The organism is Mesorhizobium sp. M0778 (genome assembly GCF_040320105.1).
Taxonomy (GTDB): domain Bacteria; phylum Pseudomonadota; class Alphaproteobacteria; order Rhizobiales; family Rhizobiaceae; genus Mesorhizobium.
Window position 1 is genome coordinate 333,296 of record NZ_JAMYPA010000002.1, and the last position, 22,860, is coordinate 356,155.

Genomic DNA, 22,860 nt, shown 5'->3' on the forward strand with positions numbered 1-22,860 from the left:
CGGAAGGCGGCGTTTCGGTACTGCGAGAGAAAACCGGATTACTTGATCTTGGTTTCCTTGAACTCGACGTGCTTCTTGGCGACCGGGTCGTATTTGCGGAACGACAGCTTGTCCGTCTTGGTGCGGCTGTTCTTGCTGGTCACGTAGAAGAAACCGGTGTCGGCGGTCGACAGAAGCTTGATCTTGATGTTTGCGGCTTTGGCCATGATGTTCGTCCGTTAATGTACGTGAAGTTTTGGCCGCTGGAGCACGGGGAAACACCCGGACGCGGGAAACTTGCCGCGACACATAAAGAACGCGCCCGGAAAGTCAACCCTTGTCCAGGTTCAAGCGTCTTCCGTGACTGGCAGCGCCTTCTTCCAGTCTCCAGTCGTGTTCCACCAGCGGTTCGGGTTGGCGCGGTCGTCGAGACCCTTGGAGCGGCTGGCAAGCAGCGGCTGAATGCGGATCACCGGCTCCTGATAACTGTGAACCTGGTAAATCGCTTCGACGACGCGAGCGGCGAGCTTCTGGTCGTCGGGCAGTTCGAACGACACCTCGACAGTGCCCGGCCGCCTGCGCAATTCCGTCTCGGCGCCGGCGGCGGCACCTTCAAGCGGCCGGTAGCGTTCGATGCCGTCCGCTGACTGAAAGGCATTGCTGTCATATTTGCCCATTCTGAGCGGCGCGATCGCGACCACCGCCTCCATGATGCGGTCGACATCGGCGGCCGGTGCCTGAAAGGTCACCAGCAGCAGCAATTCCATCCGCACCGATTTCGTCTCAAAGCCACTGTCGATCATCCGAGGTCTCCCTGCTTATGCACTTTGAGGGAGCATATACGCGAGCGCTCCTGACATGGTGGTGTCAGTAGTTAGTCAGCAGTGGGAGCAATGTCGGCAGCGGGCCCACTCAGAGGATTTTGCGGAGCAGCCTGGTGCCAACCAGCACGATATAGCAGGCGAAGAACAGGCCGAGCGCCCAACCGAAGCCCGACGGCCCGAAAGCATCCATGCCGATGCCGATTGCCTGCGGGCCAAGCACCATGCCGACACCGTAGCAAAGCACGAAGGCGGCGTTGGCGGAGGCCAGTTCGTGGCCGGAAAGCTGGGAACCGAGATGCGCCAGACCGATCGTGTACATGGCGGCGACCACGCCGCCCCAGACGAACAGAAGCGCTGCCATCAAGCGCCAATTCTGCGCGAAGAACGGCATAAAGACGGTGCCGACAAGCCCGACCGTGGCACAGGCCATCAGCAGATAGCGGCGGTCGCTGACGCGGTCGCTGATCATGCCGATCGGGATCTGCAACAGCACGTTGCCGAGCCCGATCATAGTGAGCAAAAGAGCTGCGTCGGCCTCGGAGTAGCCGATGCGGTTGCCGTAGACCGGGAACAGCGCAAAGCCGCCGGTCTCGACCGCACCGAACACCAGCACGGCCGCGGTCGCCGTCGGCACCAGCCAGATATAACGCAGGAAATTGCTGATTTCGCCGTCGGCGACGATCGTCGGGCTCTCGTTGCGTGCTGCCAGAACCGGTATGGCAGCGAGCGTCACCAAAGCGATGGTGACGCCGAAGGGCAGGAAGCCGCTGCTGCCGAGATGAGCGAACAGCCATGGCCCGGCGGCAAAGCCGAGAGACAGCACGGTGGCATAGATGCCGAGGACCAGTCCGCGCCGGTGTGGCGGCGCCGAGGTGCTGATCCAGAATTCTGAGAGGATGAACAGCACCGTCAGCGCGACGTGCAGCAGGACGCGCAGCGGAAACCACATCCAGAAAGCTGGCGCGAAATGGAAACCGACAAAGGCCAGCGCCCCGGCGACGATCATGGCAAGCATCGTCCAGGCGACCCCGAACCGCATGGCAAGCGGGGTGGCGAGCGGCGCGCCGGCGATCGAGGCGAGGCCGGCGACCGCGGTATTGAGACCGATCATCGACGCCGAATGACCACGCGTTTCCAGGATGACGCTGAGCAGCGGCATGCCGAGGCCGATGGCGATGCCGACGACGCTGATCGAAGAGATCGCCGCGACCATCGGCAGCCAGTGTACGCGTTCCTCGCTCTGCGGCTGGGTATCGACTGTCATGGAATGCCTGGCTGCTCTAGAGAATTTCGCGGACGAAGCGATTGCGGACAAGCCGATAGAACGGCACGGGACCGCCGGGCCTCAGCAGCGGATCCTGGGCGAGCCGCGTTTCCAGCTCCTCCAGGACCGTGCGCGTGATGTCTGGAACGTCGGCTTGACTGGCCTTGGCCAGCGGCAGCCAAACGACGTCTTCCAACTCGTTGGTCGGACCGCCACCCGGCAGTTCCACGGCGACGTCGTCGCGCCATGCGGCGAGAAAGCGCGTATCGAAGCGGCGCACCCGGTTGGGCGGCGTGATGGCGCGTGCGACGAAGCGCAGCGCTTGCAGTGATGGAATAACACTGTGTTCGACAAAGCCCTGCCAGTCGCGCTTGGCGGTCGCGAAGGTGCCTTTTTGGCCGATCAGCAGGCCGGCCTCCTCATAGGTTTCGCGGATTGCCGACAAGGCGATGGCGCGGGCGCGGGCCGGGCTGGTGCGACCGATGCCAGCGGTCAATCTCGCTTCTTCCTCGGGATGAAGTGCGGTGGCTATCGGGGTGCGGCTGTCGGCCGGATCGGTGCGGCCGCCGGGAAACACGAATTTGCCCGGCATGAAGGCATGACGGGCGTGGCGCCGGCCCATCAGCACCAGGAACTCGTCGCCCTTGCGGTCGAGCAGGATCAGCGTCGCGGCGTCGCGCGGGCGTATAGGTTTGGCGTCGAGCGCGATCCGCTCAACCTTGTCGGCCTCCGCCTTGGTCATAACGTCCATGCGCTCGACCTAGCGGAATCTTCTCCGATGCGAAAGTGGCGTCCAGCCATGCGGATTTGCGCCAGCCTCGGTTTCAAGCCTCGGGATGCGACTCGATCAGATCTTTTTCACCGCCAAAGCCGTGCATATAAAACGCCCATTGCAGTCCGATGACAGCGCCCTTGACCGGTTGCAGCAGGACGACGGCGAGAATGATGGTCAATGGCACCCAAATGGCAATGTGCTGCCAGGTCGACAGCGTCGAGGTCGCCTCGACACCCATGAAGGCGCCGAGCACGATATGGCCGACAATGACCACCACAAGATAGGCCGGCAGGTCGTCGGCGCGATGGTGGTGAAGTTCCTCGCCGCAGTGATCGCATTTGTCGACGGTCTTGACAAAGGCGCGAAACAGCTTTCCCTCGCCGCAATGCGGGCAGCGGCCGAGCATGCCGCGCTTCATTGCCGTCAATAGCGGCCGGGCGGTCCGGCCCGAGTGATGTTCGCCGCCGAAGGCCCGTTCTTCCACCTGCAGTTCTGTTGGCATTACCGTCTCCTGCCGCGCGTGCCTGGGCGCGATTGCGACGCCCGGGCGCGGCCTTTGGCCTTGTGGAACGACCGTTTGGAGCCGGGCAGCGGCTTTGGTTCGGTCAGCATCTCGAAACGCATCGCGCCGGCCATCGGCGCCACCTCGATCAGGCGAACCTCGACGCGGTCGGCAAGCTGATAGCCCTTGCCGGTGCGTTCTCCGAAAAGCGATCGGGCAGTTTCGTCGTATATATAGTAGTCGCCGCCCAGCGTTGAAACCGGAATGAAGCCATCCGCGCCGTACTGCGGCAATTGGACAAACAGTCCCGATTTGGTGACGCCCGAGATGCGGGCGTCGAAACGGTCGTCGATGCGCTCGGCGAGATAGGCGGCGATCAGCCGGTCGACCGTGTCTCTCTCGGCGGCCATCGCGCGGCGCTCGGTCGCCGAGATCAGTGCTGAGACCTCTTCCAGCCGTTCCGCCTCGTCCTGCGTCAGGCCGCCCGGACCAAGGCCGAGTGCGGCAATCAGCCCACGATGCACGATCAGGTCGGCATACCGGCGGATCGGCGAGGTGAAATGCGCGTAGCGCTTCAGGTTGAGGCCGAAATGGCCGATATTGGCAGGCGAATATTCGGCCTGGCTCTGCGAGCGCAGCACCACTTCGTTGACCAGTCCCTCATTGTCGGCGCCGCGCACGCGAGCGAGGATGCTGTTGAACTGGTTCGGCCGCATCTGCGCACCGCGCGCCAGCGACAGGCCGAGCGTCTGCAGGAATTCGCGCAGCGATTCCTGCTTGGCGAGCGAGGGCGCATCGTGGATGCGGTAGACCAGCGCCTGCCGCTTCGCCTCCAGCGTCTCGGCGGCGGCGACATTGGCCTGGATCATGAACTCTTCGATCAGCTTGTGCGCGTCGAGCCGCTCCGGCACGACGACCTTGTCGACGGTGCCGTCCTGCTTGAGCAGGATCTTGCGCTCCGGCAGATCGAGCTCGAGCGGCTGGCGCGTGTCGCGGCCGCGCTTCAGGATCGCGTAAGCGTCCCATAGCGGCCTCAGCACCGCATCGAGGATCGGGCCAGTCGTGTCGTCCGGTGCGCCGTCGATCGCCGCTTGCGCCTGCTGATACGCGAGTTTCGCCGCCGACTTCATCATGATGCGATGGAAGGAGTGCCTGAGTTTGTGGCCATCAGCCGAGAAAGTCATGCGCACCGCTATCGCCGGACGATCCTGGGCCTCGCGCAGCGAACAGAGGTCGTTCGAGATGCGCTCCGGCAGCATCGGCACGACACGATCGGGGAAATAGACCGAATTGCCGCGCTTCAGCGCTTCGCGGTCGAGCGCCGTGCCATAGCGCACATAGGCGGCGACATCGGCAATGGCGACGGTGACGATCACGCCGCCGGCGTTCGTCTCGTCGGTGTCGGGCATGGCGAACACCGCGTCGTCATGATCCTTGGCGTCGGCCGGATCGATGGTGAGCAGCGGCAGCTCGCGCCAATCCTCGCGGCCGGCAAGCGTCGCCGGCTTGACCGCCTCTGCCTCGGCGATGACGTCGGCGGGCAAAATATGCGGAATGTCGTGCGCGTGGATGGCGATCATCGAGACCGCCTTTTCGCTGGTCAAGGAGCCCAATACCGCCAGCACCTTGGCTCTCGGCAGCCCGTAACGGGAGGCCCGCGCCGGCTCGACCTCGACCAGGTCGCCATTCTTGGCGCCGTTCTGGAATTCCTTGTCGACGACCAGCTCCGGCTGGCGCCTTTCCACCGGCTCGATGCGGAACGTGCCGTCCTTCAGCACACGGAAAACGCCGAGAACCGCATCGGTGCGCTTCTCGAAGATCTTCATCACCCGGCCCGTATAGGCCGGGCCTGCCGGATCGTCGGTTGGAAAGGTCTTGGCCAAAACCCGGTCGCCGATGCCAGGCGTCGGGCCATTGCCGCCGCGCGACACGCGGATCGCTATGACCGGAGGTTCGCCATTGCCGATCGCTTCGGTCGGGTGCGCCAGCAGCACGCCGTCGGCGTCGCGGCTAAAGATGTCGAGCACCGCGACGTGGGGCAGGGCCCCGACGCGGGCAAGCCGCTTGCGCTCCTTGGTCAGCAGGCCTTCGTCCTGCAAATCGCGCAACATGTCCTTCAGCCAGATACGGTCTTCGCCGCGCAGCGCGAACGCCTTGGCGATGTCGCGTTTTCCGGCGCGGTCCGGATTTTCTGCGATGTAACGCAGTATCTCGTCACGCGAAGGCCGGTAATTGTCCCTGACCTTGGCACGGGTATCGGCGGTGCGCAGATCGCCGTGGCTTCTTCCGGAGACTTTGCGCGCCAACCCGTCCTATCCCTTTTTCCTGGCCGCCGGTTTTTTGGCCGCTGCCGCTTTCTTCACAGGCGCGGCCGCTTTGCGGAACGGCTTTCTGCCGCCATTGCCGCCCTTGGCTTCCTTTTCCGCAATCAGCGCCACCGCATCCTCGACCGTCACCGATTGCGGATCCTTGCCCTTCGGCAGCGTCGCGTTGACCTTGCCGAAATTCACATAAGGCCCGTATTTGCCGTCACGCACGACGATCTTGCCGCCGCCGGCAGGATGCTCGCCAAGCTCCTTCAGAGCAGCGGGCGTGCCCCCATTGCGGCCGCCCTTGCCTTTCAATTGCTTCTCGGCGATCACCGAGACGGCGCGATTGAGGCCGATCGAGAACACGTCCTCGATGCTGTCGAGATTGGCGTAGGTGCCGTCATGCAGCACGAACGGCCCGTAGCGCCCCAGCCCGGCCGAAATCATCTTGCCGGATTCCGGATGCTTGCCGACGTCGCGCGGCAGCGACAGCAGGGCGAGCGCCTTTTCGTGATCGATCGAATCGACAGTCCAGCCCTTGGGCAGGCTGGAGCGCTTGGCATCCTTGCCGTCGCCGCGCTGGATATAGGGGCCGAACCGGCCATTGCGCAGCGTGATCTCCTCGGCGGTATAGGGATCCTTGCCGAGCACCTTGGTGCCGTCTTCGCCGCTGCCGTTCTCGCCATTGGGATTGGCTGCGTCGCCGAGCTGGCGGGTGAAGGAGCATTCGGGATAGTTCGAGCAGCCGACGAAGGCGCCGAATTTGCCGAGCTTGAGCGACAGGTTGCCGGTGCCGCATTTCGGACATATGCGGGGGTTGGAGCCATCCTCGCGCGTGGGAAACACCAGCGGCGCCAGTTCCTCGTTCAACGCATCGAGGACGTCGGTGACGCGCAACTCCTTGATGTCGGCGACGGCGCCGGAAAAATCCTTCCAGAAATCGCGCAGCACATCCTTCCAGGCTAGCTTGCCGTCGGAGATTTCGTCGAGTTTCTCCTCGAGCGAAGCGGTGAAGTCGTACTCGACATAACGCTCGAAGAAGCTTTCGAGGAAAGCCGACAATAGCCGGCCCTTGGCCTGCGGCACCAGCTTGCGCTTGTCGATGGTGACGTAATCGCGATCCTCGAGCGTCTTCAGGATCGCCGTATAGGTCGACGGCCGGCCAATGCCGAGTTCTTCCAGCTTCTTGATCAGCGACGCCTCGGAATAGCGCGGCGGAGGCTCAGTGGTGTGCTGGGTGGCGTTGATCGCCTCGCGGGTGAGCTGCTCGCCGGCACGGATCTCGGGCAGGCGGCGGCTTTCCTCGTCTTCCGAATCTTCTTCCTTCTGCTCGATGTAAGCGGCTAGGAAGCCGTCGAAGCGAATGACCGAGCCGACAGCACGAAGCTCGGCGGTACGCGAACCGTTGATCGCCTCAATCTCGACCGTGGTGCGCTCGATCTCGGCCGGCTGCATCTGGCTGGCGATGGCGCGTTTCCAGATCATCTCGTAAAGCCGCGCCTGGTCGGCGTCGAGATACTGCCTGACGGAAGCCGGCGTGCGCATGAAATCGGTCGGACGGATCGCTTCGTGCGCCTCCTGGGCATTCTTGGCCTTGGCGGAATAGACGCGCGGCTTTTCAGGCAGGTATTTAGGGCCGAATTCCTTGGCAATCGCATCGCGTGCGGCAGAGATCGCCTCCGGCGCCATCTGCACGCCGTCGGTTCGCATATAGGTGATCAGGCCGGTGGTCTCGCCGCCGATCTCCATGCCCTCATAAAGCCGCTGCGCCACCTGCATGGTGCGGTTGGCCGAAAAGCCGAGACCCGATGAGGCTGCCTGCTGCAGCGTCGAGGTGGTGAAGGGCGGGCCGGGATTGCGCCTGGTCGGCTTGGCTTCGACCGACACTGCCTTGAAGCTGGCGCCTTCGAGCATCGCTTTGATGTCGTCGGCCTGCGCCTTGTTGGAAATGTCGAGCTTTTGCAGCTTCTTGCGCTCGAAGGCGGTCAGCCGCGCCTCGAAATTTTCCTTGCGCGGCGTGCCGAGGATGGCGGCGACCTGCCAGTATTCCTCGCGAATGAAGCGCTCGATCTCGGATTCGCGGTCGCAGACCAGACGCAGTGCCACCGACTGGACGCGGCCGGCCGAGCGGGCGCCGGGCAGCTTGCGCCACAGCACCGGCGACAGCGTGAAGCCGACCAGATAGTCGAGCGCGCGGCGGGCGAGATAGGCATCGACCAGCGGCGCATCGATCTGGCGCGGATTGGCCATCGCCTCCAGCACCGACGCCTTGGTGATGGCATTGAAGACGACGCGGCTGACCGGCTTGTCCTTCAACGCGCGCTTCTGTTTCAGCACTTCCAGGACATGCCAGGAGATCGCTTCGCCCTCACGGTCCGGATCGGTGGCGAGGATCAGCCCGTCGGCGTCCTTGACTGCCTTGGCGATATCGGCGAGACGCTTTCCAGACGCGGTGTCGACGGCCCAGGACATGGCAAAGTCCTCATCCGGGCGCACCGAGCCATCCTTGGCCGGTAGATCGCGGACATGGCCGAACGAGGCCAGAACCTTGTAGTTCTTGCCCAGGTACTTGTTAATTGTCTTCGCCTTGGCCGGCGATTCGACGACGACGACGTCCATACGGTCTCATATCAGTTGTGATGCGGCAGAAGAATTCCGCTGCGCGCGACGAAATCTCATTCAATGTGTCGCTCACATGGCCGCGCTTTTGCATCCGGTCAAGGCCAAGCAGTCAAAATGCGGCCCTGCACCGAATGCGCAACCCAACGGCGCGCCTTGCGATTTCCGCAATCCTGGACAAGGGAAATGGGCAGCCTATCGCTGGACAAACCCGGCAATTGATCCTGGAGAACGGGACAAACTCTCCCGCGGATATAAGAGAAACATCGAGCACGCGCCAGCCCTGCTTGAACAGACGCTGTGAACTGCGCAATATGCAGCCCGGCATTTGCTCAGACAGTCGCACGGAATTGCTGTGCTGAAAAGCTGGCCGCCGGGGTGGTTGGGTCAACGTCCCGGCGACCAGCCGTATTACCGCCTGTTACAGCGGATCAGAGGCTCAAGGCTCAGTCGGCTTTGGCGATATGCCAGACGCCGCCGACGCCCTCGCCGGTGACATCGCCGGCCTTCTTGTCCTTGATGAACGTGTAGAGCGGCTTGCCTTCATAGGCCCACATCCTGGTGCCGTCGGTGCGGTCGACGATCGTCCATTCGCCCTCGGCCTTGGCGTTGGCGTCAGCTTTCAGTGGCGGCCAATTGGCGGCGCATTTGTCGTAGCAATTCGACTTGCCGGCCTCGTCCTTGTCATAGGTGTAGAGCGTCATGCCGCCGGCGTCGGTGTAGATCTTGGTGCCGCCGACTTCTGCTTCCTTCCACGCCTCGGCGGCGTAGGACACGACGGTGCCGAGCAAAAGCGCGGCCATGCCGATTGCGATCGTTTTCATGGACTTCTCCTTGGATGATTCGAAAAAGCGCGCGGAACAACGCGCTTCGTTTGATCAACGCTGCCTGGCGGCCCTTTCTTCCCGGGCTGTTTTCCATAGATCCAGGCGAGGGCGACGACTTGCTGGGGCCACGCGATGGTGATTGGCGGATGGCCGTTGTCGCGGCTATATGGCTGCGCAGTCATCGGGAGACGGAAATGGCATTGGACGTCGGCTATGTCAGCGCGATCGGGGCGGGAGCGATTTCGTTCCTGTCACCTTGCGTGCTGCCGTTGGTACCGCCCTATCTGTGCTACATGGCCGGCGTGTCGGTCGACGATTTCCGCGGCGAAGCCGGCATTGCGGCAAAGGCTGGCGCGCGAGGCGCGCTGGTTAATTCCTCCATCGCCTTCGTGCTCGGCTTCTCGACCGTCTTCGTCGCGCTGGGCGCCGGCGCCTCCACTATCGGCCATCTGCTACGGGTCTGGCAGGAGCCGCTGGCAATGGCGGCCGGAGTGCTGATCATCCTGATGGGGCTGAATTTCCTCGGCGTATTGCGCATCCCTTTGCTTTCACGCGAGGCGCGCTTCCAGTCACAAGGCAAGCCGGCCAGCCTGATCGCCGCTTACGTCATGGGCTTGGCCTTTGCCTTTGGCTGGACGCCCTGCATCGGCCCGGTGCTGGGGCCGATCCTGACGCTTGCCGGCGGCCGCGAGACGGTGGGCGAGGGCGCGCTGCTGCTTGCCGCCTACTCGCTCGGCCTCGGCATACCGTTCCTGGTCGCGGCGCTGTTTTCCGGCGCCTTCATGCGCTTTCTCGGGAAATTCCGCGTCCATCTCGGCCGCGTCGAAAAAGCCATTGGCGCGCTGCTGGTCGTGGCCGGCGTGTTTTTCCTGACCGGCGGCGTGCAGGCGGCGTCCTATTGGTTGCTCGAGAATTTTCCGGTGCTGGGGCAATTGGGATAGGTTTGCCGCCCGGCCGAGGCGCGAGGCCGTAACTGCGGCACAAGGTACCACAGCTACGTGGTCCGTTCAGCCTCCGAAATAGCTTGGCTGGTCGATATCGACGATGAGCCCGGGTCCGCTCGGCGCCCAGCCCAGCAGCGCGCGGGTTCGCTCGCTTGAAGTCGGGACATCCATCGCCGCGAACATCGTGAACCAGCCAAAATGATCGCCGGCCTCTTCGGCGGACTTGGCGACGACCGGCACGTTCAGGCGCCGGCCGATCACGCCAGCGATGTCCTTGAACGGCACGCCTTCTTCGGCGATCGCGTGATAGCGCCCGCCACCGGCGCCATGCTCGAGCGCAAGCCGGTAGATGCGGGCGGCATCGAACCGATGCACGGCGGGCCAGCGATTGAGCCCTTCGCCGACATAGGCCGACACGCCCTTCTTGCGAGCAAGGTCGATGAGGATCGGAACAAAGGCGTGGTCGCCCTGGCCATGGACCGACGGCGGAAGGCGGACAACCGACGCGCACACCCCGCGTGCCGCCAGCGCGGCGGCTGTCGCTTCGGAGGCGCGGGGAGACGAAGCGGAAGCGGGGACAGGCGCATCTTCCTCCGTCGCGATACGGCCCCGCGCCTGGAGCGCGGTTCCGGAGGTGACGAGCAGGGGGCGCTCGGAGCCTTCGAGTGCACCGCCCATCGCCTCGATGGCGCGCCGGTCCATTTCGCAGTTTTGCGCGAACTTCGAAAAGTCATGGTTGAACCCGGTGTGGATCACCGCATCGGCGGCTGCCGCACCCCTGCGCAGGTTCTCCAGGTCTTCGAGGTCGCCTCGATGCACCTCGGCTCCAGTCGCGGCAAGCGACTTGGCCGACGCCTCCGAGCGGGCGAGGCCGAGCACCTGATGGCCGGCACCGATGAGTTCTTGAACGACGGCAGAACCGACGAATCCGGTCGCTCCGGTAAGGAAAACACGCATCACGACTTCTCCTTGTTCATTTCTGACCACGACCATGTTCGCGGCCCGGTGGCGTCGTGATAGGCGCTTGAGAAAATACGATCTATGCGGTAAAGTCCGTATTATCTTCGCAATCGTCCGGAATGACCCATGGATCCCCTTTCAGATGTGCTCTCGCTGCTGAAGCCGCGAAACTATATGTCGGCCGGCTTCGATGCAGGTGGTGAATGGTCGATCCAGTTCCCCGACCAGCAGCAAAGCATCAAGACGGGAGCGGTGGTCTCGGGCCGGTGCTGGCTTTCGCTGGAGGGCGTTGCCGACGCAGTGCACCTTGAGACGGGGGACTGTTTCCTGCTGCCGAGCGGACGGCCTTTCCGCCTTGCAAGCGACATGGGCCTGGCGCCTGTTGAAGCCGTCAAGATTTTTCCGCCAGCGCGAGCCGGCGGTGTCGTGACCCACAATGGCGGCGGTGATTTCTTTCTGGTCAGCAGCCGCTTCGCGCTTGGCGGCAATCATGCCGGCATCCTGTTGCGGATGCTGCCAGCCATTGTGCATATCCGCAAAGAGTCGGACCAGTCTGCGCTGCGCTGGTCGGTGGAGCGGATGATGCAGGAGCTGCGCGAGCCACAACCGGGCGGCTTTCTGGTGATCCGGCACCTCGCCCACATGATGCTGGTTCAGGCGCTGCGGCTGCATCTTTCGGAAGGATTGAAAGGTGGCATCGGCTGGCTCTTTGCCCTGGCGGACAAACAGATGGGCGCGGCGATCAGCGCCATGCATGACGATCCGGCGCATGGCTGGACGTTACAGGAGCTGGCGGAACGGGCCGGCATGTCGCGATCGACCTTTGCGCTTAGATTCAAGGAGACGGTCGGCGCATCGCCCATGGACTATTTGACGCGCTGGCGAATGCTGCTGGCCGGCGACCGGCTGACGAATTCCAGCGATCCCGTCGCCGTCATCGCGCTGTCGCTCGGTTACGAATCCGAAAGCGCCTTCAGCACAGCCTTCAAGCGGGTCATGAACTGTTCGCCACGGCAACACGGTCGTGGCCGAGCCCCCGGCTTCGCATCACGCAACGAGGCGGAAGCCGCCTGAGCCGATCGGCTTGAGCGTCTCGCGGGTTGGAGGTTCCACCGTCTCACCGGAATTTAACCGCATTGGTGCAGCATGGCGCCGGTGCTACTAACGCTTCGATTCCAGACTCCTTTCAACGGTTGCTGTCCCCATGAGCCAGAGATCCTGCCTGTCCATCATCCTCGCTGCCGGTGAAGGCATGCGCATGAAGAGTGCGGTGCCGAAAGTGCTGCACACAATCGCCGGCCTGCCGATGGTTGCCCACGTCGTCAAGGCGGCTGAAGCCGCCGGCAGCGGTGATCTGGCGCTGGTGATCGGCCATGGCGCCGACGAGATGCGCAAGGCGGCACTCAAGTTCGCGCCGAAGGTCGAGACTTTTGTTCAGGAAAAGCGCCTCGGCACCGCGCACGCCGTGCTTGCCGCGCGGGCAGCGATATCAAGGGGTTATGATGACATCCTGGTGATGTTTGGCGACACGCCGTTAATCGATCCGGAAGCACTGGCGGCGGCGCGGCTGAAGCTGGCCGAAGGTGCGGCTGTCGTCGTGGTCGGCTTCCGTACGGAAAATCCTTCGGGCTACGGCCGGCTTATCGAAAAGGCCGGCAAGCTCGTCGCCATCCGCGAGGAGAAGGACTGTTCGGACGAGGAGAAGAAAATCACCTTCTGCAATGGCGGGCTGATGGCGGTCGCCGGCAGGCATGCGCTGAAGCTGCTCGATCAAGTCGGCAGCAAGAACGCCAAGGGCGAGTATTATCTCACCGACATCGTCGAGATCGCCGCTGCGCAAGGACTTGATGTCGTCGCCATCGAAGCCAGTTTCGAAAATGCGCTCGGCATCAACAACCGCGCCGAGCTTGCCCAGGCGGAAGGCATCTGGCAGGCGCGCCGGCGGCATGAAGCGATGCTTTCCGGCGTGACGCTGATTGCGCCAGAAACCGTGTTCTTCTCGCACGACACCGATATCGGGGCCGATACGATCATCGAGCCCAATGTCTGGTTCGGGCCGGGCGTGAAAATCGCCACGGGCGCCAAGATCCATGCCTTCAGCCATATCGAAGGCGCAACCATCGCGTCGAATTGCGATGTCGGGCCGTTCGCGCGGCTGCGGCCCGGGGCCGATCTGAGAAACAAAGCCAAGGTCGGCAATTTCTGCGAGGTAAAGCAAGCGATCGTCGAGGAGGGCGCCAAGGTCAACCACCTGACCTATATCGGCGATGCCCGCATCGGCGCAGGCGCCAATATCGGCGCCGGCACCATCACCTGCAATTATGACGGTTATTCGAAATTCTTCACCGATATCGGCGAGGGCGCCTTCATCGGCTCGAATTCCTCGCTGGTGGCGCCGGTGTCGATCGGCAAGGGCGGCTACATCGCCTCGGGCAGCGTCATCACCGAAAGCGTGCCCGACGATGCACTGGCCTTCGGCCGTGCCCGCCAGCGGACTCTGCCCGGCAAGGGCAAGGAGTTGCGCGAACGGTTCGCTTCGGCCGCGGCTGCCCACAAAAAAGGATAGCCTAACGGAACTCAGCGACAAGCTGGATTTCCCCAACGATTGCATCGTTGAAGGCGGACAGGTCTTCGGCCGGGATCCAGTATTCCAGATGCGCCCGGCTGCCGGCATGCTGGACGCTGTAACGGTCCAGAAAGCTGCGGCGCACCTCGAAACGGGTCACGAAACCTGATCCGCTCGCGGGCACATTCCAGTCTCGGGCGATCTGGGTGGCATAGGCCTCGCTCGTTACCGGATAGAAGATCGGCTGATCGGCAAGTCGAGGAGGAAAGGCGCGCATCCCTGAACTCTGGATCAACTCCAGTTCGCGTGGCCCAACCGGACGCCAAAGTGTCACCGTGTCAATTCGTTCGTTCATGGCCGCATCATGTCTTTGACTGATTTCAGGAGCCTTTGAGGCGAGATAGGATATATGAGCGGAGAAACTGAGCAATTGCAGTAACCGGATTGCAAGAGCGCTCTGTGATGGTGCATCTGTGCAGGATAGTCCGGCTGATACCGGACGAAATGGAATGTGATTTTTCGCGGTAGCCAGGCAGTCTCTAAATAGTGCCGGGTTTGAAGTCAGAGTCGGGGGAAGCGCCATGTGCGGTATCGTTGGAATAGTCGGTAACTCGCCGGTCGCGCCGCTTATCGTCGATGCGCTGAAAAGGCTCGAATATCGCGGCTATGATTCGGCCGGCGTCGCGACCATCGATCATGGCCATCTCGCCCGTCGCCGTGCCGAAGGCAAGCTGATCAATCTCGAGCGCCGGCTGAAGGACGAACCGCTCGGTGGCACGATCGGCATCGGCCACACGCGCTGGGCAACGCATGGCGTGCCGAACGAGACCAATGCGCATCCGCATTTTTCCGACGGGCTCGCCATCGTCCATAACGGCATTATCGAGAATTTCGCCGAATTGCGCGATGAGTTGATCCGCGACGGCTATACGTTTTCCTCGCAGACCGACACCGAGGTCGTCGCCCATCTGGTGGCGCGCGAACTGGCCAGGGGCCTGAAGCCGGTCGAGGCCGCGCATCAGGCGCTGAAGCGGCTGGAAGGCGCCTTTGCGCTGGCCATCATGTTTAAGGGCGACGAGGATCTGATCGTCGGCGCCCGCAATGGCCCGCCGCTGGCCGTCGGACATGGCGATGGCGAGATGTTCCTGGGCTCCGACGCCATCGCGCTTGCCCCGTTCACCAACTCGATCACCTATCTGGAAGACGGCGACTGGGCGGTAGTGCGCCGCAACGACGTTGCCATCTTCGACATGGACGGCAACAAGGTCGACCGCAAACGCCAGCAGTCGCTCAGCACGAGCTTCATGGTCGACAAGGGCAACCGGCGCCATTTCATGGAAAAGGAAATCCACGAACAGCCGGAAGTGATCTCGCACACGCTGGCACATTATGTGGATTTCGTCGGTGGCGTCTCGAAGCCGCTCGACCTGCCATTCGATTTCGCCAAGATCGACCGGCTGGCGATTTCGGCCTGTGGCACCGCTTATCTCGCCGGGTTGATCAGCAAATACTGGTTCGAGCGCTATGCGCGGCTGCCGGTCGACATCGATGTCGCCTCGGAGTTCCGCTACCGCGAGATGCCGCTGTCGAAGACCGATGCCGCCTTCTTTATCTCGCAATCGGGCGAGACGGCGGACACACTGGCGTCGCTGCGCTACTGCCGCAAGGCCGGCATGAAGATCGGTGTTGTGGTCAATGTGCGCGAATCGACCATGGCGCGCGAATCCGACGTCATCCTGCCGACACTGGCCGGCCCGGAGATCGGCGTCGCCTCGACCAAGGCGTTCACCTGCCAGCTCTCCGTGCTGGCTTCGCTGGCGGTGCGAGCTGGTATGGCGCGTGGAACCATTTCGCCCGAGCAGGAGAAGACACTGGTGCGCGCGCTATCCGAAGCGCCGCGTTACGCCAACCAGGTGCTGAAGCTCGATGGGCAGATCGAAAAGATCGCTCGCGACCTCTCGCACTACAAGAATGTACTTTACCTCGGCCGCGACACCAATTTTCCGCTGGCCATGGAAGGCGCGCTGAAGCTCAAGGAAATTTCCTATATCCACGCCGAAGGCTATGCCGCCGGCGAGCTGAAGCACGGGCCGATCGCACTGATCGATGAGAACATGCCTGTCATCGTCATCGCCCCGCACGACCGCATCTTCGAAAAGACGGTGTCGAACATGCAAGAGGTGGCGGCGCGCGGCGGCAAGATCATCCTGATCACCGACAGCAAGGGCGCTGCACACGCTACGGTGAAGACGATGGAGACGATCGTTTTGCCGGACGTGCCGGAAATCATCTCGCCGATCATCTACGCGCTGCCGATCCAGATGCTCGCCTATTTCACCGCCGTGTTCATGGGCACGGACGTTGACCAGCCTCGCAACCTGGCGAAATCGGTAACGGTGGAATAGGTCTCGTTTAAAAACTTCGCAATTCCAAAGCGCCTTCGGGTTCAGTAGTGTCGCGTTGCAAACACACGCTGCGGTGAACCATGTCGGATGCTCTCAAGACCTCAGGCATGACCCGGCTGAGAAACTATTTCCTGACCGGCTTCGTCGTTTGCGCGCCATTGGCGATCACCGCCTACATTGCCTGGTCGCTTATCGGCTGGGTCGATTCCTGGGTGAAACCCTACATCCCGGTACGCTACAATCCGGACACCTACCTGCCGTTTCCAGTGCCGGGTTTTGGGCTGATCGTTGCCCTGATCCTCATCACCTTTATCGGTTTCCTGACAGCCAATATCGTCGGTCGCGCCATCGTCAACTTCGGCGAGCGCCTGCTTGGCCGCATGCCGCTGGTGCGCGGCATCTACGGTTCGCTGAAGCAGATTTTCGAGACCGTGCTGTCGAACAAGGGCGACATGTTCCGCCAGGTCGGGTTGGTCGAATATCCGCGCAAGGGGGTCTGGTCGCTGGTCTTCGTCGCCAGCGAGAAGGAAACCGAGATCAACCAGAAGCTCGACCAGCAAGGCGATCCGCTGATTGCGGTGTTCATGCCGTGTACGCCTAACCCGACTACGGGCTTTCTGATGTATGTACCGAAATCCGACATCGTGCTGCTCGACATGACGATCGAGGACGGAGCCAAGCTGATCGTTTCGGCCGGCCTGGTGGCGCCGGCGGTCAAAATGGTGACGGTGAACGGCGAGCAGATCCACGGCGCGCTCGCCAATCCGCCGCTCGACGCGATGCCTCAGCCGGCGCGCAGGAGCCGCACGGCCTCGTCGCGGCCGAATAGATAGAGCAGCAGGCGCAGCGCCGTGCCGCGTTCGGACTGCAGTTCCGGATCACGCGACAGGATCAGCCGCGCATCGTCGCGGGCGGCCTCGAGCAGGTCGGCATGCGCCTCGATGCGCGCCACCTGGAAGCCCGGCGTGCCGGATTGGCGGGTGCCGAGCAACTCGCCTTCGCCGCGCAGCTTCAGATCCTCTTCGGCGATGCGGAAGCCGTCCTCGGTCTCGCGCATCACCGACAGCCGGCGTTTGGCCGTCTCGCCAATCGGGTCCTTGTAGAGCAGCACGCAGGACGACGGCTTGTCGCCGCGCCCGACCCGGCCGCGCAATTGGTGCAACTGGGCAAGGCCAAAACGCTCGGCATGCTCGATGACCATGATTGTTGCGTCAGGCACATCGACGCCGACCTCGATCACCGTGGTGGCGATCAGGATGCGCGTTTCACCCTGCTTGAAGGCGCGCATCGCCTCGTCCTTGTCGGCGCCCTTCATGCGGCCATGCACCAGGCCAATCCGATCACCGAACAGCGGCTTCAGCGAGGCAAAACGGTCCTCGGCCGACATCAGCTTGATCTCCTCGGATTCCTCAACCAGCGGACAGATCCAGTAGATTTTCTGGCCATCGGCGACAGCGTCGAGCATGCGGCCGATCAGCTCGTCGAGCCGTTCAAGCGGCAAGGTGACGGTGCGGATCGGCTGGCGGCCGGCCGGCTTTTCCGTCAGCTTCGACACGTCCATGTCGCCGAAGGCAGTCAGCACCAGCGTCCGCGGTATCGGCGTTGCCGTCATCACCAGCATGTCGGGCGCATCGCCCTTGGCGGTGATGGCAAGGCGCTGGTGGACGCCGAAACGGTGCTGCTCGTCGACGACGGCGAACACGAGGTCATGGAACGTCACCGTTTGCTGGAACAGCGCATGGGTGCCGACGACGATGTCGATGTCGCCATTGGCCAGCCCGGTCAGCGTGTCGGCGCGCTCGCGGCCGTTTTCGCGGCCGGTGAGGATGGCGACGCGCAAGCCGGACCGTTCCGCCAACGGCGCAATCGTTGCCAGATGCTGGCGCGCCAGGATTTCGGTCGGCGCCATCAATGCCGCCTGGCCGCCGGCCTCGACGGCACGCGCCATGGCAAGCAGCGCGACCACCGTCTTGCCGGAGCCGACATCGCCCTGCAAAAGGCGCAGCATGCGTTCGGGGTCGCCGAGATCGGCGTTGATTTCGGCAAGCGCCATTTCCTGCGACATGGTCAGCGAATAAGGGAGTGCCGCGCGCAATTGTTCGACTATGCGGCCGTCGCCAACGAGTGGCCGGCCCGATAATCGGCGGACCTTGGCCCGGACCAGCGCCAGCGATACCTGGCCGGCCAAGAACTCGTCATAGGCAAGGCGCCGCCACGCCGCGCCGTCGACGGAGACGTCGATCGGGTCGGCAGGATTGTGGACCCGGGTGAGCGCATCGCCGAAAGCAGGAAAGGCGTGGCGGCGCCGGAACTCGCCGTCCTGCCATTCGGGCAGCACCGGCAGGCGGGCCAGCGCTTGGCCAATCGCCCGGCGCAGCACCTTGCCCGAGAGCCCGGCGGTCAGCGGATAGACCGGCTCGACCAATGGGAGGTTTTCTGCGTCGCCGGCAAGTGCGATATGGTCGGGATGAACCATGGTCGGGCGGCCGTTGAACCATTCCATGCGGCCCGAGACGACGACATGCTCGCCTACGGGCATCCCTTTTTCGAGATAGGCGGCATGGGCATGGAAGAAGGTCAGCGCGATCTCGCCAGTGTCGTCATGGGCGTAGACCCGGTAGGGTACCGACCTGTTGCCACGCGGCGGCGGCTGGTGGCGGTCGATGCGCACATCGAGCGTGACGATTGCGCCCTCGGCCGAACCGGCGATGCCCGGCCGGTTGCGGCGATCGATGACAGTATGCGGCAGCACGAACAAGAGGTCGCCGGCGCGCGCTGCCCGGTCGCCGAGATCCGCCGCCACGACTTTCTCGATCAATACGCCAACCTTCGACCCGACGCCGGCAAGCGAGGTGATCGGGACAAACAGCGGATCGAGGAGGGAGGGACGCATGATGTCAGCTTATGTTGCGCCGGCCGGAGCGCAAGGCTGACACCGCCTTCTATCCACGCTATATGCGCCGCCTGGGCAAGGATGTTGCACGATGACCGGAACGACTCGATCAAGCGAGGGGCTCGATACCCGCCGCCGCAAGCTTCTGTTTCGTTCGTGGCACCGCGGCATGCGCGAGATGGACCTGATACTCGGCAGCTTCGCCGATGCCGAGATCGGCGCCTTGACCGGCGACGAAATCGACCAATATGAGAGGCTTCTCGACATTCCCGACACCGAATTCCTGCCTATCGTCACCGGCGAGCGCCCGGTTCCGACGGATATAGATTGTGCCGTCCTGCAAAAAATCCTGGCTTCGCGCCGGGACATGACCTTCTGAACAACGTGTAGCCATGAGCCTTATCCCTACGATCGGTCTGCCGAAAGGCCGCGCCGGCCAGTTCATTGTCGATGGCGTCGCCGACGGCTACGAAGCCTTTGCGCTGGTGCAGGCTGCGCACGAGATCGCCCCTGACAAGCCGGTGCTTTTCGTGGCACGCGACGGCCAGCGTCTGCCGGCGATCGTCGAGGCGCTTGCCTTTGCCGCGCCGGGCCTGCCGGTGCTGGAACTGCCGGCCTGGGATTGCCTGCCTTACGACCGCGTCTCGCCCGGCGCCGATGCCGCCGCAAGGCGGCTCGATGCGCTGGCAGCAATGATTGCGCTGGCGAAGAGGCCGCACCGCGCCGTCATTCTCACCACCGCGAATGCGTTGCTTCAGCGCATTCCGCCGGCGGAACTCGTCGAGGCGCAGACCTTTCACGCCAAGCCCGGTAACCAGATCGACATGAACGTACTGGTGTCGCGGCTGGAGACTTCCGGCTTCGAGCGGGTACCGACGGTGCGCGGCATCGGCGAATTTGCAGTGCGGGGCGGCATCCTCGATCTCTTCGCGCCCGGATGGGCGGAGGCGCTGCGCCTCGATTTCTTCGGCGATACGCTGGAATCGATCCGCGTCTTCGACACCGCAACACAGAGAACCACCGGCCAGCGCAAGTCGATGGCGTTGCAGGCGATGAGCGAGGTGGCGCTGACGCCGGAAACCATCAGCCGCTTCCGCCGTGCCTATATCGAAGCCTTTGGCGCACCCTCGCGCGACGATGGGCTCTATGCGGCGGTCAGCGAGGGCAGGCGGTTTGCCGGCATGGAGCACTGGCTGCCGTTCTTCTATGAGCGGCTGGAAACCGTCTTCGACTATCTACCCGACGCGCCTGTGGTTTTTGACCATCTGGCGCATGAGGCACTGGCCGAGCGCCACACTCTGATCCTCGACCACTACGAAGCGCGCAAGAAGCAGGCCGACGGCGCCTTGAAGGACGCGGTGCCCTACAAGCCGGTGCCGCCGGATCTGCTCTATCTGTCGCCAGAGAACCTGATTGCCTCGCTTGGCCCGCGCGAAGCAATAGACTTCACGTCGTTCGATGCGCCCGATGCCGGTGCGAAAAAGGTGTTCCATGCCGGCTCGCGCCACGGCCGCAGCTTCGTCGAGGAACGCGCCGACCCTAGCGCCAACGTTTTCGACGTCGTCGTAAAACACATTTCCGACGAGCGCGCTGCACGCCGCCGCGTCATCGTCGCCGGCTGGACCGAGGGTTCGCTCGACCGGCTTGGTCAGATCCTGGCCGAGCATCATCTTGGCAATCTGAAGCCGGTGGCGACGCTTGCCGAAGCCGAAAGGCTTGAGCCGGGGCAGGCGGGACTGGCCGTGCTGCCGCTCGAATCCGGCTTCGAGACGGAGAAACTGGTCGTTGTCGCCGAGCAGGACATTCTCGGCGACCGGCTGATCCGACGCTCGAAGCGCAAGAAGCGCGCGTCCGACTTCATCGCCGAGGCTTCGGCGTTGTCCTCGGGCGATATTGTCGTCCATTCCGATCATGGCATTGGCCGTTTCATCGGGTTGCGTACCATCGAGGCGGTTGGTGCGCCTCACGATTGCCTCGAAATCCACTATGCCGGCGATGATCGGCTGTTCCTGCCTGTGGAAAACATCGAGCTGCTGTCGCGCTATGGCTCGGATTCGGCCGAGGCGACGCTCGACAAGCTTGGCGGCGGCGCCTGGCAATCGCGCAAGGCGCGGCTGAAGAAGCGCCTGCTCGACATGGCCGGGCAGCTGATCCGCATCGCCGCCGAGCGGCAGATGCGGGCCGCACCGGCGCTGGTGCCGGCGGAAGGCCTCTATGGCGAGATTGCAGCGCGTTTTCCCTATGAGGAGACCGATGACCAGCAGACGGCGATCGATTCGGTCATGGATGATCTAGGCGCCGGAAAGCCGATGGACCGGCTGATCTGCGGCGATGTCGGCTTCGGCAAGACCGAAGTTGCACTTCGCGCCGCCTTCATCGCGGCGATGGAAGGCGTTCAGGTGGCGGTGGTGGTGCCGACGACATTGTTGTCGCGCCAGCATTTCAAGACCTTCTCGCAGCGCTTCTCGGGCCTGCCGATCCGTGTCGCCCAGGCCTCGCGGCTGGTCGGCGCCAAGGAACTGGCCGAGGCCAAGAAGGGCATCGCCGAAGGTCAGGTTGACATTGTCGTCGGCACGCACGCGCTGCTCGGCTCCTCGATCTCGTTCAAGAATCTCGGCCTGCTGATCATCGACGAGGAGCAGCATTTCGGCGTCAAGCACAAGGAACGGCTGAAAGACCTGAAGACCGACGTCCACGTCCTGACTTTGTCGGCGACGCCGATCCCGCGAACGTTGCAGCTTGCCTTGACCGGCGTGCGCGAGCTGTCGCTGATCGCTACGCCGCCGGTCGACCGCATGGCAGTGCGCACCTTCATCTCGCCCTTCGATCCGCTGGTCATCCGCGAAACGTTGCTGCGCGAGCGCTACCGTGGCGGCCATTCCTTCTATGTCGTGCCGCGCATCAGCGATCTCGCGGAAATCCATGATTTTCTGCGCGAATCCGTGCCTGAGCTGAAAGTGGCGGTGGCGCATGGCCAGATGCCGCCGGGCGAACTCGACGACATCATGAACGCCTTCTATGACGGCCAGTACGATGTGCTTTTGTCGACCACCATCGTCGAATCCGGCCTCGATATCCCGACCGCCAACACGCTGATAGTGCACCGCGCCGATATGTTCGGACTGTCGCAGCTCTATCAGCTGCGCGGCCGTGTCGGCCGTTCGAAGGTGCGCGCCTACGCGCTGTTCACACTGCCCGCCAACCGCAAGCTCACCGATACAGCCGAGCGTCGGCTGAAAGTGCTGCAGTCGCTCGATACGCTCGGCGCCGGTTTCCAACTGGCTAGCCACGACCTCGATATCCGCGGCGCCGGCAATCTGCTCGGCGAAGAGCAGTCGGGCCACATCAAGGAGGTTGGTTTCGAGCTCTACCAACAGATGCTGGAGGAGGCGGTGGCCGAAGTGAAGGATTCCGGCGAGGTGCAGGACGGCGGCTGGTCGCCGCAGATCGCCGTCGGCACAGCGGTGATGATCCCGGAAAGCTATGTCCCGGACCTGCAGCTCAGGCTGGCGCTCTATCGCCGTCTTGGCGATCTCGAAAATACGGCAGAGATCGATGCTTTCGGCGCCGAGCTGATCGACCGGTTCGGGACGCTGCCGGAAGAGGTAAAACATCTGTTGAAGATCGTCTTCATCAAGGCGCTTTGCCGCAAGGCCAACGTCGAGAAGCTCGACGCCGGGCCGAAAGGCGTCGTCATCCATTTCCGCAAGCGGGAATTCCCCAATCCGGTCGGGCTGGTCAAGCTCATCGGCGAACAGGGCTCGCTGGCCAAGATCCGGCCCGACCAGAGCGTCGTCTTCAGCCGCGACTGGCCGACCCCCGAAAAGCGGCTGGCAGGCTCGGCGGTTGTCATGACGCAGTTGGCACGGCTGGTGGAGAAGGCGGCGGCGTAGCAGGGTGTCGCTGGTGCTCTGGGCACAGCCGCACCGGCACTTTCACCGTGCCGTGCCCATTCGCCACGCGGCCAATTCCGGTCTAGAATAGGAAATCGGC

19 protein-coding genes are annotated in these 22,860 nt (G+C 63.3%); 8 read left to right on the forward strand and 11 right to left on the reverse strand.

Annotated features, from left to right (window positions below; translation table 11 throughout):
- Window positions 1-38: 38 nt before the first annotated feature.
- The 7 genes from rpmG to topA all read right to left on the reverse strand — a co-directional run bounded on the left by rpmG (window position 39) and on the right by topA (window position 8,272).
- Complete coding sequence (rpmG, locus tag NKI22_RS05365) at window positions 39-206, reverse strand: 50S ribosomal protein L33 (protein WP_006201775.1); 168 nt, start codon at window positions 204-206, stop codon at window positions 39-41.
- A gap of 120 nt (window positions 207-326) precedes the next feature.
- A complete protein-coding gene (locus NKI22_RS05370) occupies window positions 327-782 on the reverse strand; it encodes a YqfO family protein (RefSeq protein ID WP_352814540.1) in 456 nt (151 codons plus the stop codon).
- A 109-nt stretch (window positions 783-891) separates the two neighbouring features.
- Window positions 892-2,067 (reverse strand): MFS transporter, encoded by a 1,176-nt coding sequence (locus tag NKI22_RS05375; protein WP_352814538.1) that lies wholly within the window; start codon window positions 2,065-2,067, stop codon window positions 892-894.
- 16 nt (window positions 2,068-2,083) lie between these two features.
- Window positions 2,084-2,818 (reverse strand): NUDIX hydrolase, encoded by a 735-nt coding sequence (locus tag NKI22_RS05380; protein WP_352587010.1) that lies wholly within the window; start codon window positions 2,816-2,818, stop codon window positions 2,084-2,086.
- A gap of 73 nt (window positions 2,819-2,891) precedes the next feature.
- Complete coding sequence (locus tag NKI22_RS05385) at window positions 2,892-3,344, reverse strand: DUF983 domain-containing protein (protein ID WP_352587013.1); 453 nt, start codon at window positions 3,342-3,344, stop codon at window positions 2,892-2,894.
- A complete protein-coding gene (rnr, locus tag NKI22_RS05390) occupies window positions 3,344-5,650 on the reverse strand; it encodes a ribonuclease R (protein ID WP_502897682.1) in 2,307 nt (768 codons plus the stop codon). Before rnr ends, NKI22_RS05385 begins: the two co-directional genes overlap by 1 nt.
- Window positions 5,651-5,656: 6 nt before the next feature.
- Window positions 5,657-8,272, reverse strand: a complete 2,616-nt coding sequence (gene topA / locus NKI22_RS05395; protein WP_352642684.1) for a type I DNA topoisomerase — start codon at window positions 8,270-8,272, stop codon at window positions 5,657-5,659.
- A 76-nt stretch (window positions 8,273-8,348) separates the two neighbouring features.
- Between topA and NKI22_RS05400 the strand changes: the two genes are divergently transcribed.
- Complete coding sequence (locus tag NKI22_RS05400) at window positions 8,349-8,576, forward strand: hypothetical protein (RefSeq protein WP_023720101.1); 228 nt, start codon at window positions 8,349-8,351, stop codon at window positions 8,574-8,576.
- A 142-nt stretch (window positions 8,577-8,718) separates the two neighbouring features.
- Here the strand turns inward: NKI22_RS05400 and NKI22_RS05405 are convergent, their stop codons facing one another.
- On the reverse strand, window positions 8,719-9,096 hold the full coding sequence (locus NKI22_RS05405) for a COG4315 family predicted lipoprotein (RefSeq protein WP_352482202.1): 378 nt from the start codon (window positions 9,094-9,096) through the stop codon (window positions 8,719-8,721).
- A 197-nt stretch (window positions 9,097-9,293) separates the two neighbouring features.
- On the opposite strand from NKI22_RS05405, the gene NKI22_RS05410 reads away from it, so the two are divergent.
- A complete protein-coding gene (locus NKI22_RS05410; RefSeq protein WP_023720100.1) occupies window positions 9,294-10,040 on the forward strand; it encodes a cytochrome c biogenesis CcdA family protein in 747 nt (248 codons plus the stop codon).
- Window positions 10,041-10,106: 66 nt separating this feature from the next.
- On the opposite strand, the gene NKI22_RS05415 is transcribed toward NKI22_RS05410, so the two are convergent.
- Complete coding sequence (locus tag NKI22_RS05415) at window positions 10,107-11,000, reverse strand: SDR family oxidoreductase (RefSeq protein ID WP_352958263.1); 894 nt, start codon at window positions 10,998-11,000, stop codon at window positions 10,107-10,109.
- Between the two features lie 129 nt (window positions 11,001-11,129).
- On the opposite strand from NKI22_RS05415, the gene NKI22_RS05420 reads away from it, so the two are divergent.
- Both NKI22_RS05420 and glmU read left to right on the forward strand, forming a co-directional pair.
- Window positions 11,130-12,077, forward strand: a complete 948-nt coding sequence (locus tag NKI22_RS05420; RefSeq protein WP_352851699.1) for an AraC family transcriptional regulator — start codon at window positions 11,130-11,132, stop codon at window positions 12,075-12,077.
- Window positions 12,078-12,207: 130 nt separating this feature from the next.
- Window positions 12,208-13,569, forward strand: a complete 1,362-nt coding sequence (glmU, locus tag NKI22_RS05425) for a bifunctional UDP-N-acetylglucosamine diphosphorylase/glucosamine-1-phosphate N-acetyltransferase GlmU (protein ID WP_352938363.1) — start codon at window positions 12,208-12,210, stop codon at window positions 13,567-13,569.
- 1 nt (window position 13,570) lies between these two features.
- Here the strand turns inward: glmU and NKI22_RS05430 are convergent, their stop codons facing one another.
- The gene (locus NKI22_RS05430; RefSeq protein WP_031194321.1) at window positions 13,571-13,924 is read right to left on the reverse strand and encodes a hypothetical protein; all 354 of its coding nucleotides are present in this window, start codon (window positions 13,922-13,924) and stop codon (window positions 13,571-13,573) included.
- Between the two features lie 226 nt (window positions 13,925-14,150).
- Between NKI22_RS05430 and glmS the strand changes: the two genes are divergently transcribed.
- A complete protein-coding gene (gene glmS / locus NKI22_RS05435) occupies window positions 14,151-15,974 on the forward strand; it encodes a glutamine--fructose-6-phosphate transaminase (isomerizing) (RefSeq protein ID WP_023720095.1) in 1,824 nt (607 codons plus the stop codon).
- Between the two features lie 80 nt (window positions 15,975-16,054).
- Window positions 16,055-16,807: a DUF502 domain-containing protein gene (locus tag NKI22_RS05440; protein ID WP_031194320.1), complete on the forward strand. Its 753-nt coding sequence runs from the start codon at window positions 16,055-16,057 to the stop codon at window positions 16,805-16,807.
- Here the strand turns inward: NKI22_RS05440 and recG are convergent.
- Window positions 16,759-18,867: an ATP-dependent DNA helicase RecG gene (gene recG, locus NKI22_RS05445; protein ID WP_352814535.1), complete on the reverse strand. Its 2,109-nt coding sequence runs from the start codon at window positions 18,865-18,867 to the stop codon at window positions 16,759-16,761. The genes NKI22_RS05440 and recG overlap by 49 nt on opposite strands.
- Before the next feature lie 91 nt (window positions 18,868-18,958).
- Between recG and NKI22_RS05450 the strand changes: the two genes are divergently transcribed.
- Together NKI22_RS05450 and mfd are read left to right on the forward strand one after the other, a co-directional pair.
- A complete protein-coding gene (locus tag NKI22_RS05450; protein WP_023720093.1) occupies window positions 18,959-19,246 on the forward strand; it encodes a succinate dehydrogenase assembly factor 2 in 288 nt (95 codons plus the stop codon).
- 13 nt (window positions 19,247-19,259) lie between these two features.
- Entirely contained in the window at window positions 19,260-22,760 is a 3,501-nt protein-coding gene (gene mfd / locus NKI22_RS05455) for a transcription-repair coupling factor (RefSeq protein ID WP_352958266.1), read from the forward strand.
- The last annotated feature ends 100 nt before the right edge of the window (window positions 22,761-22,860 follow it).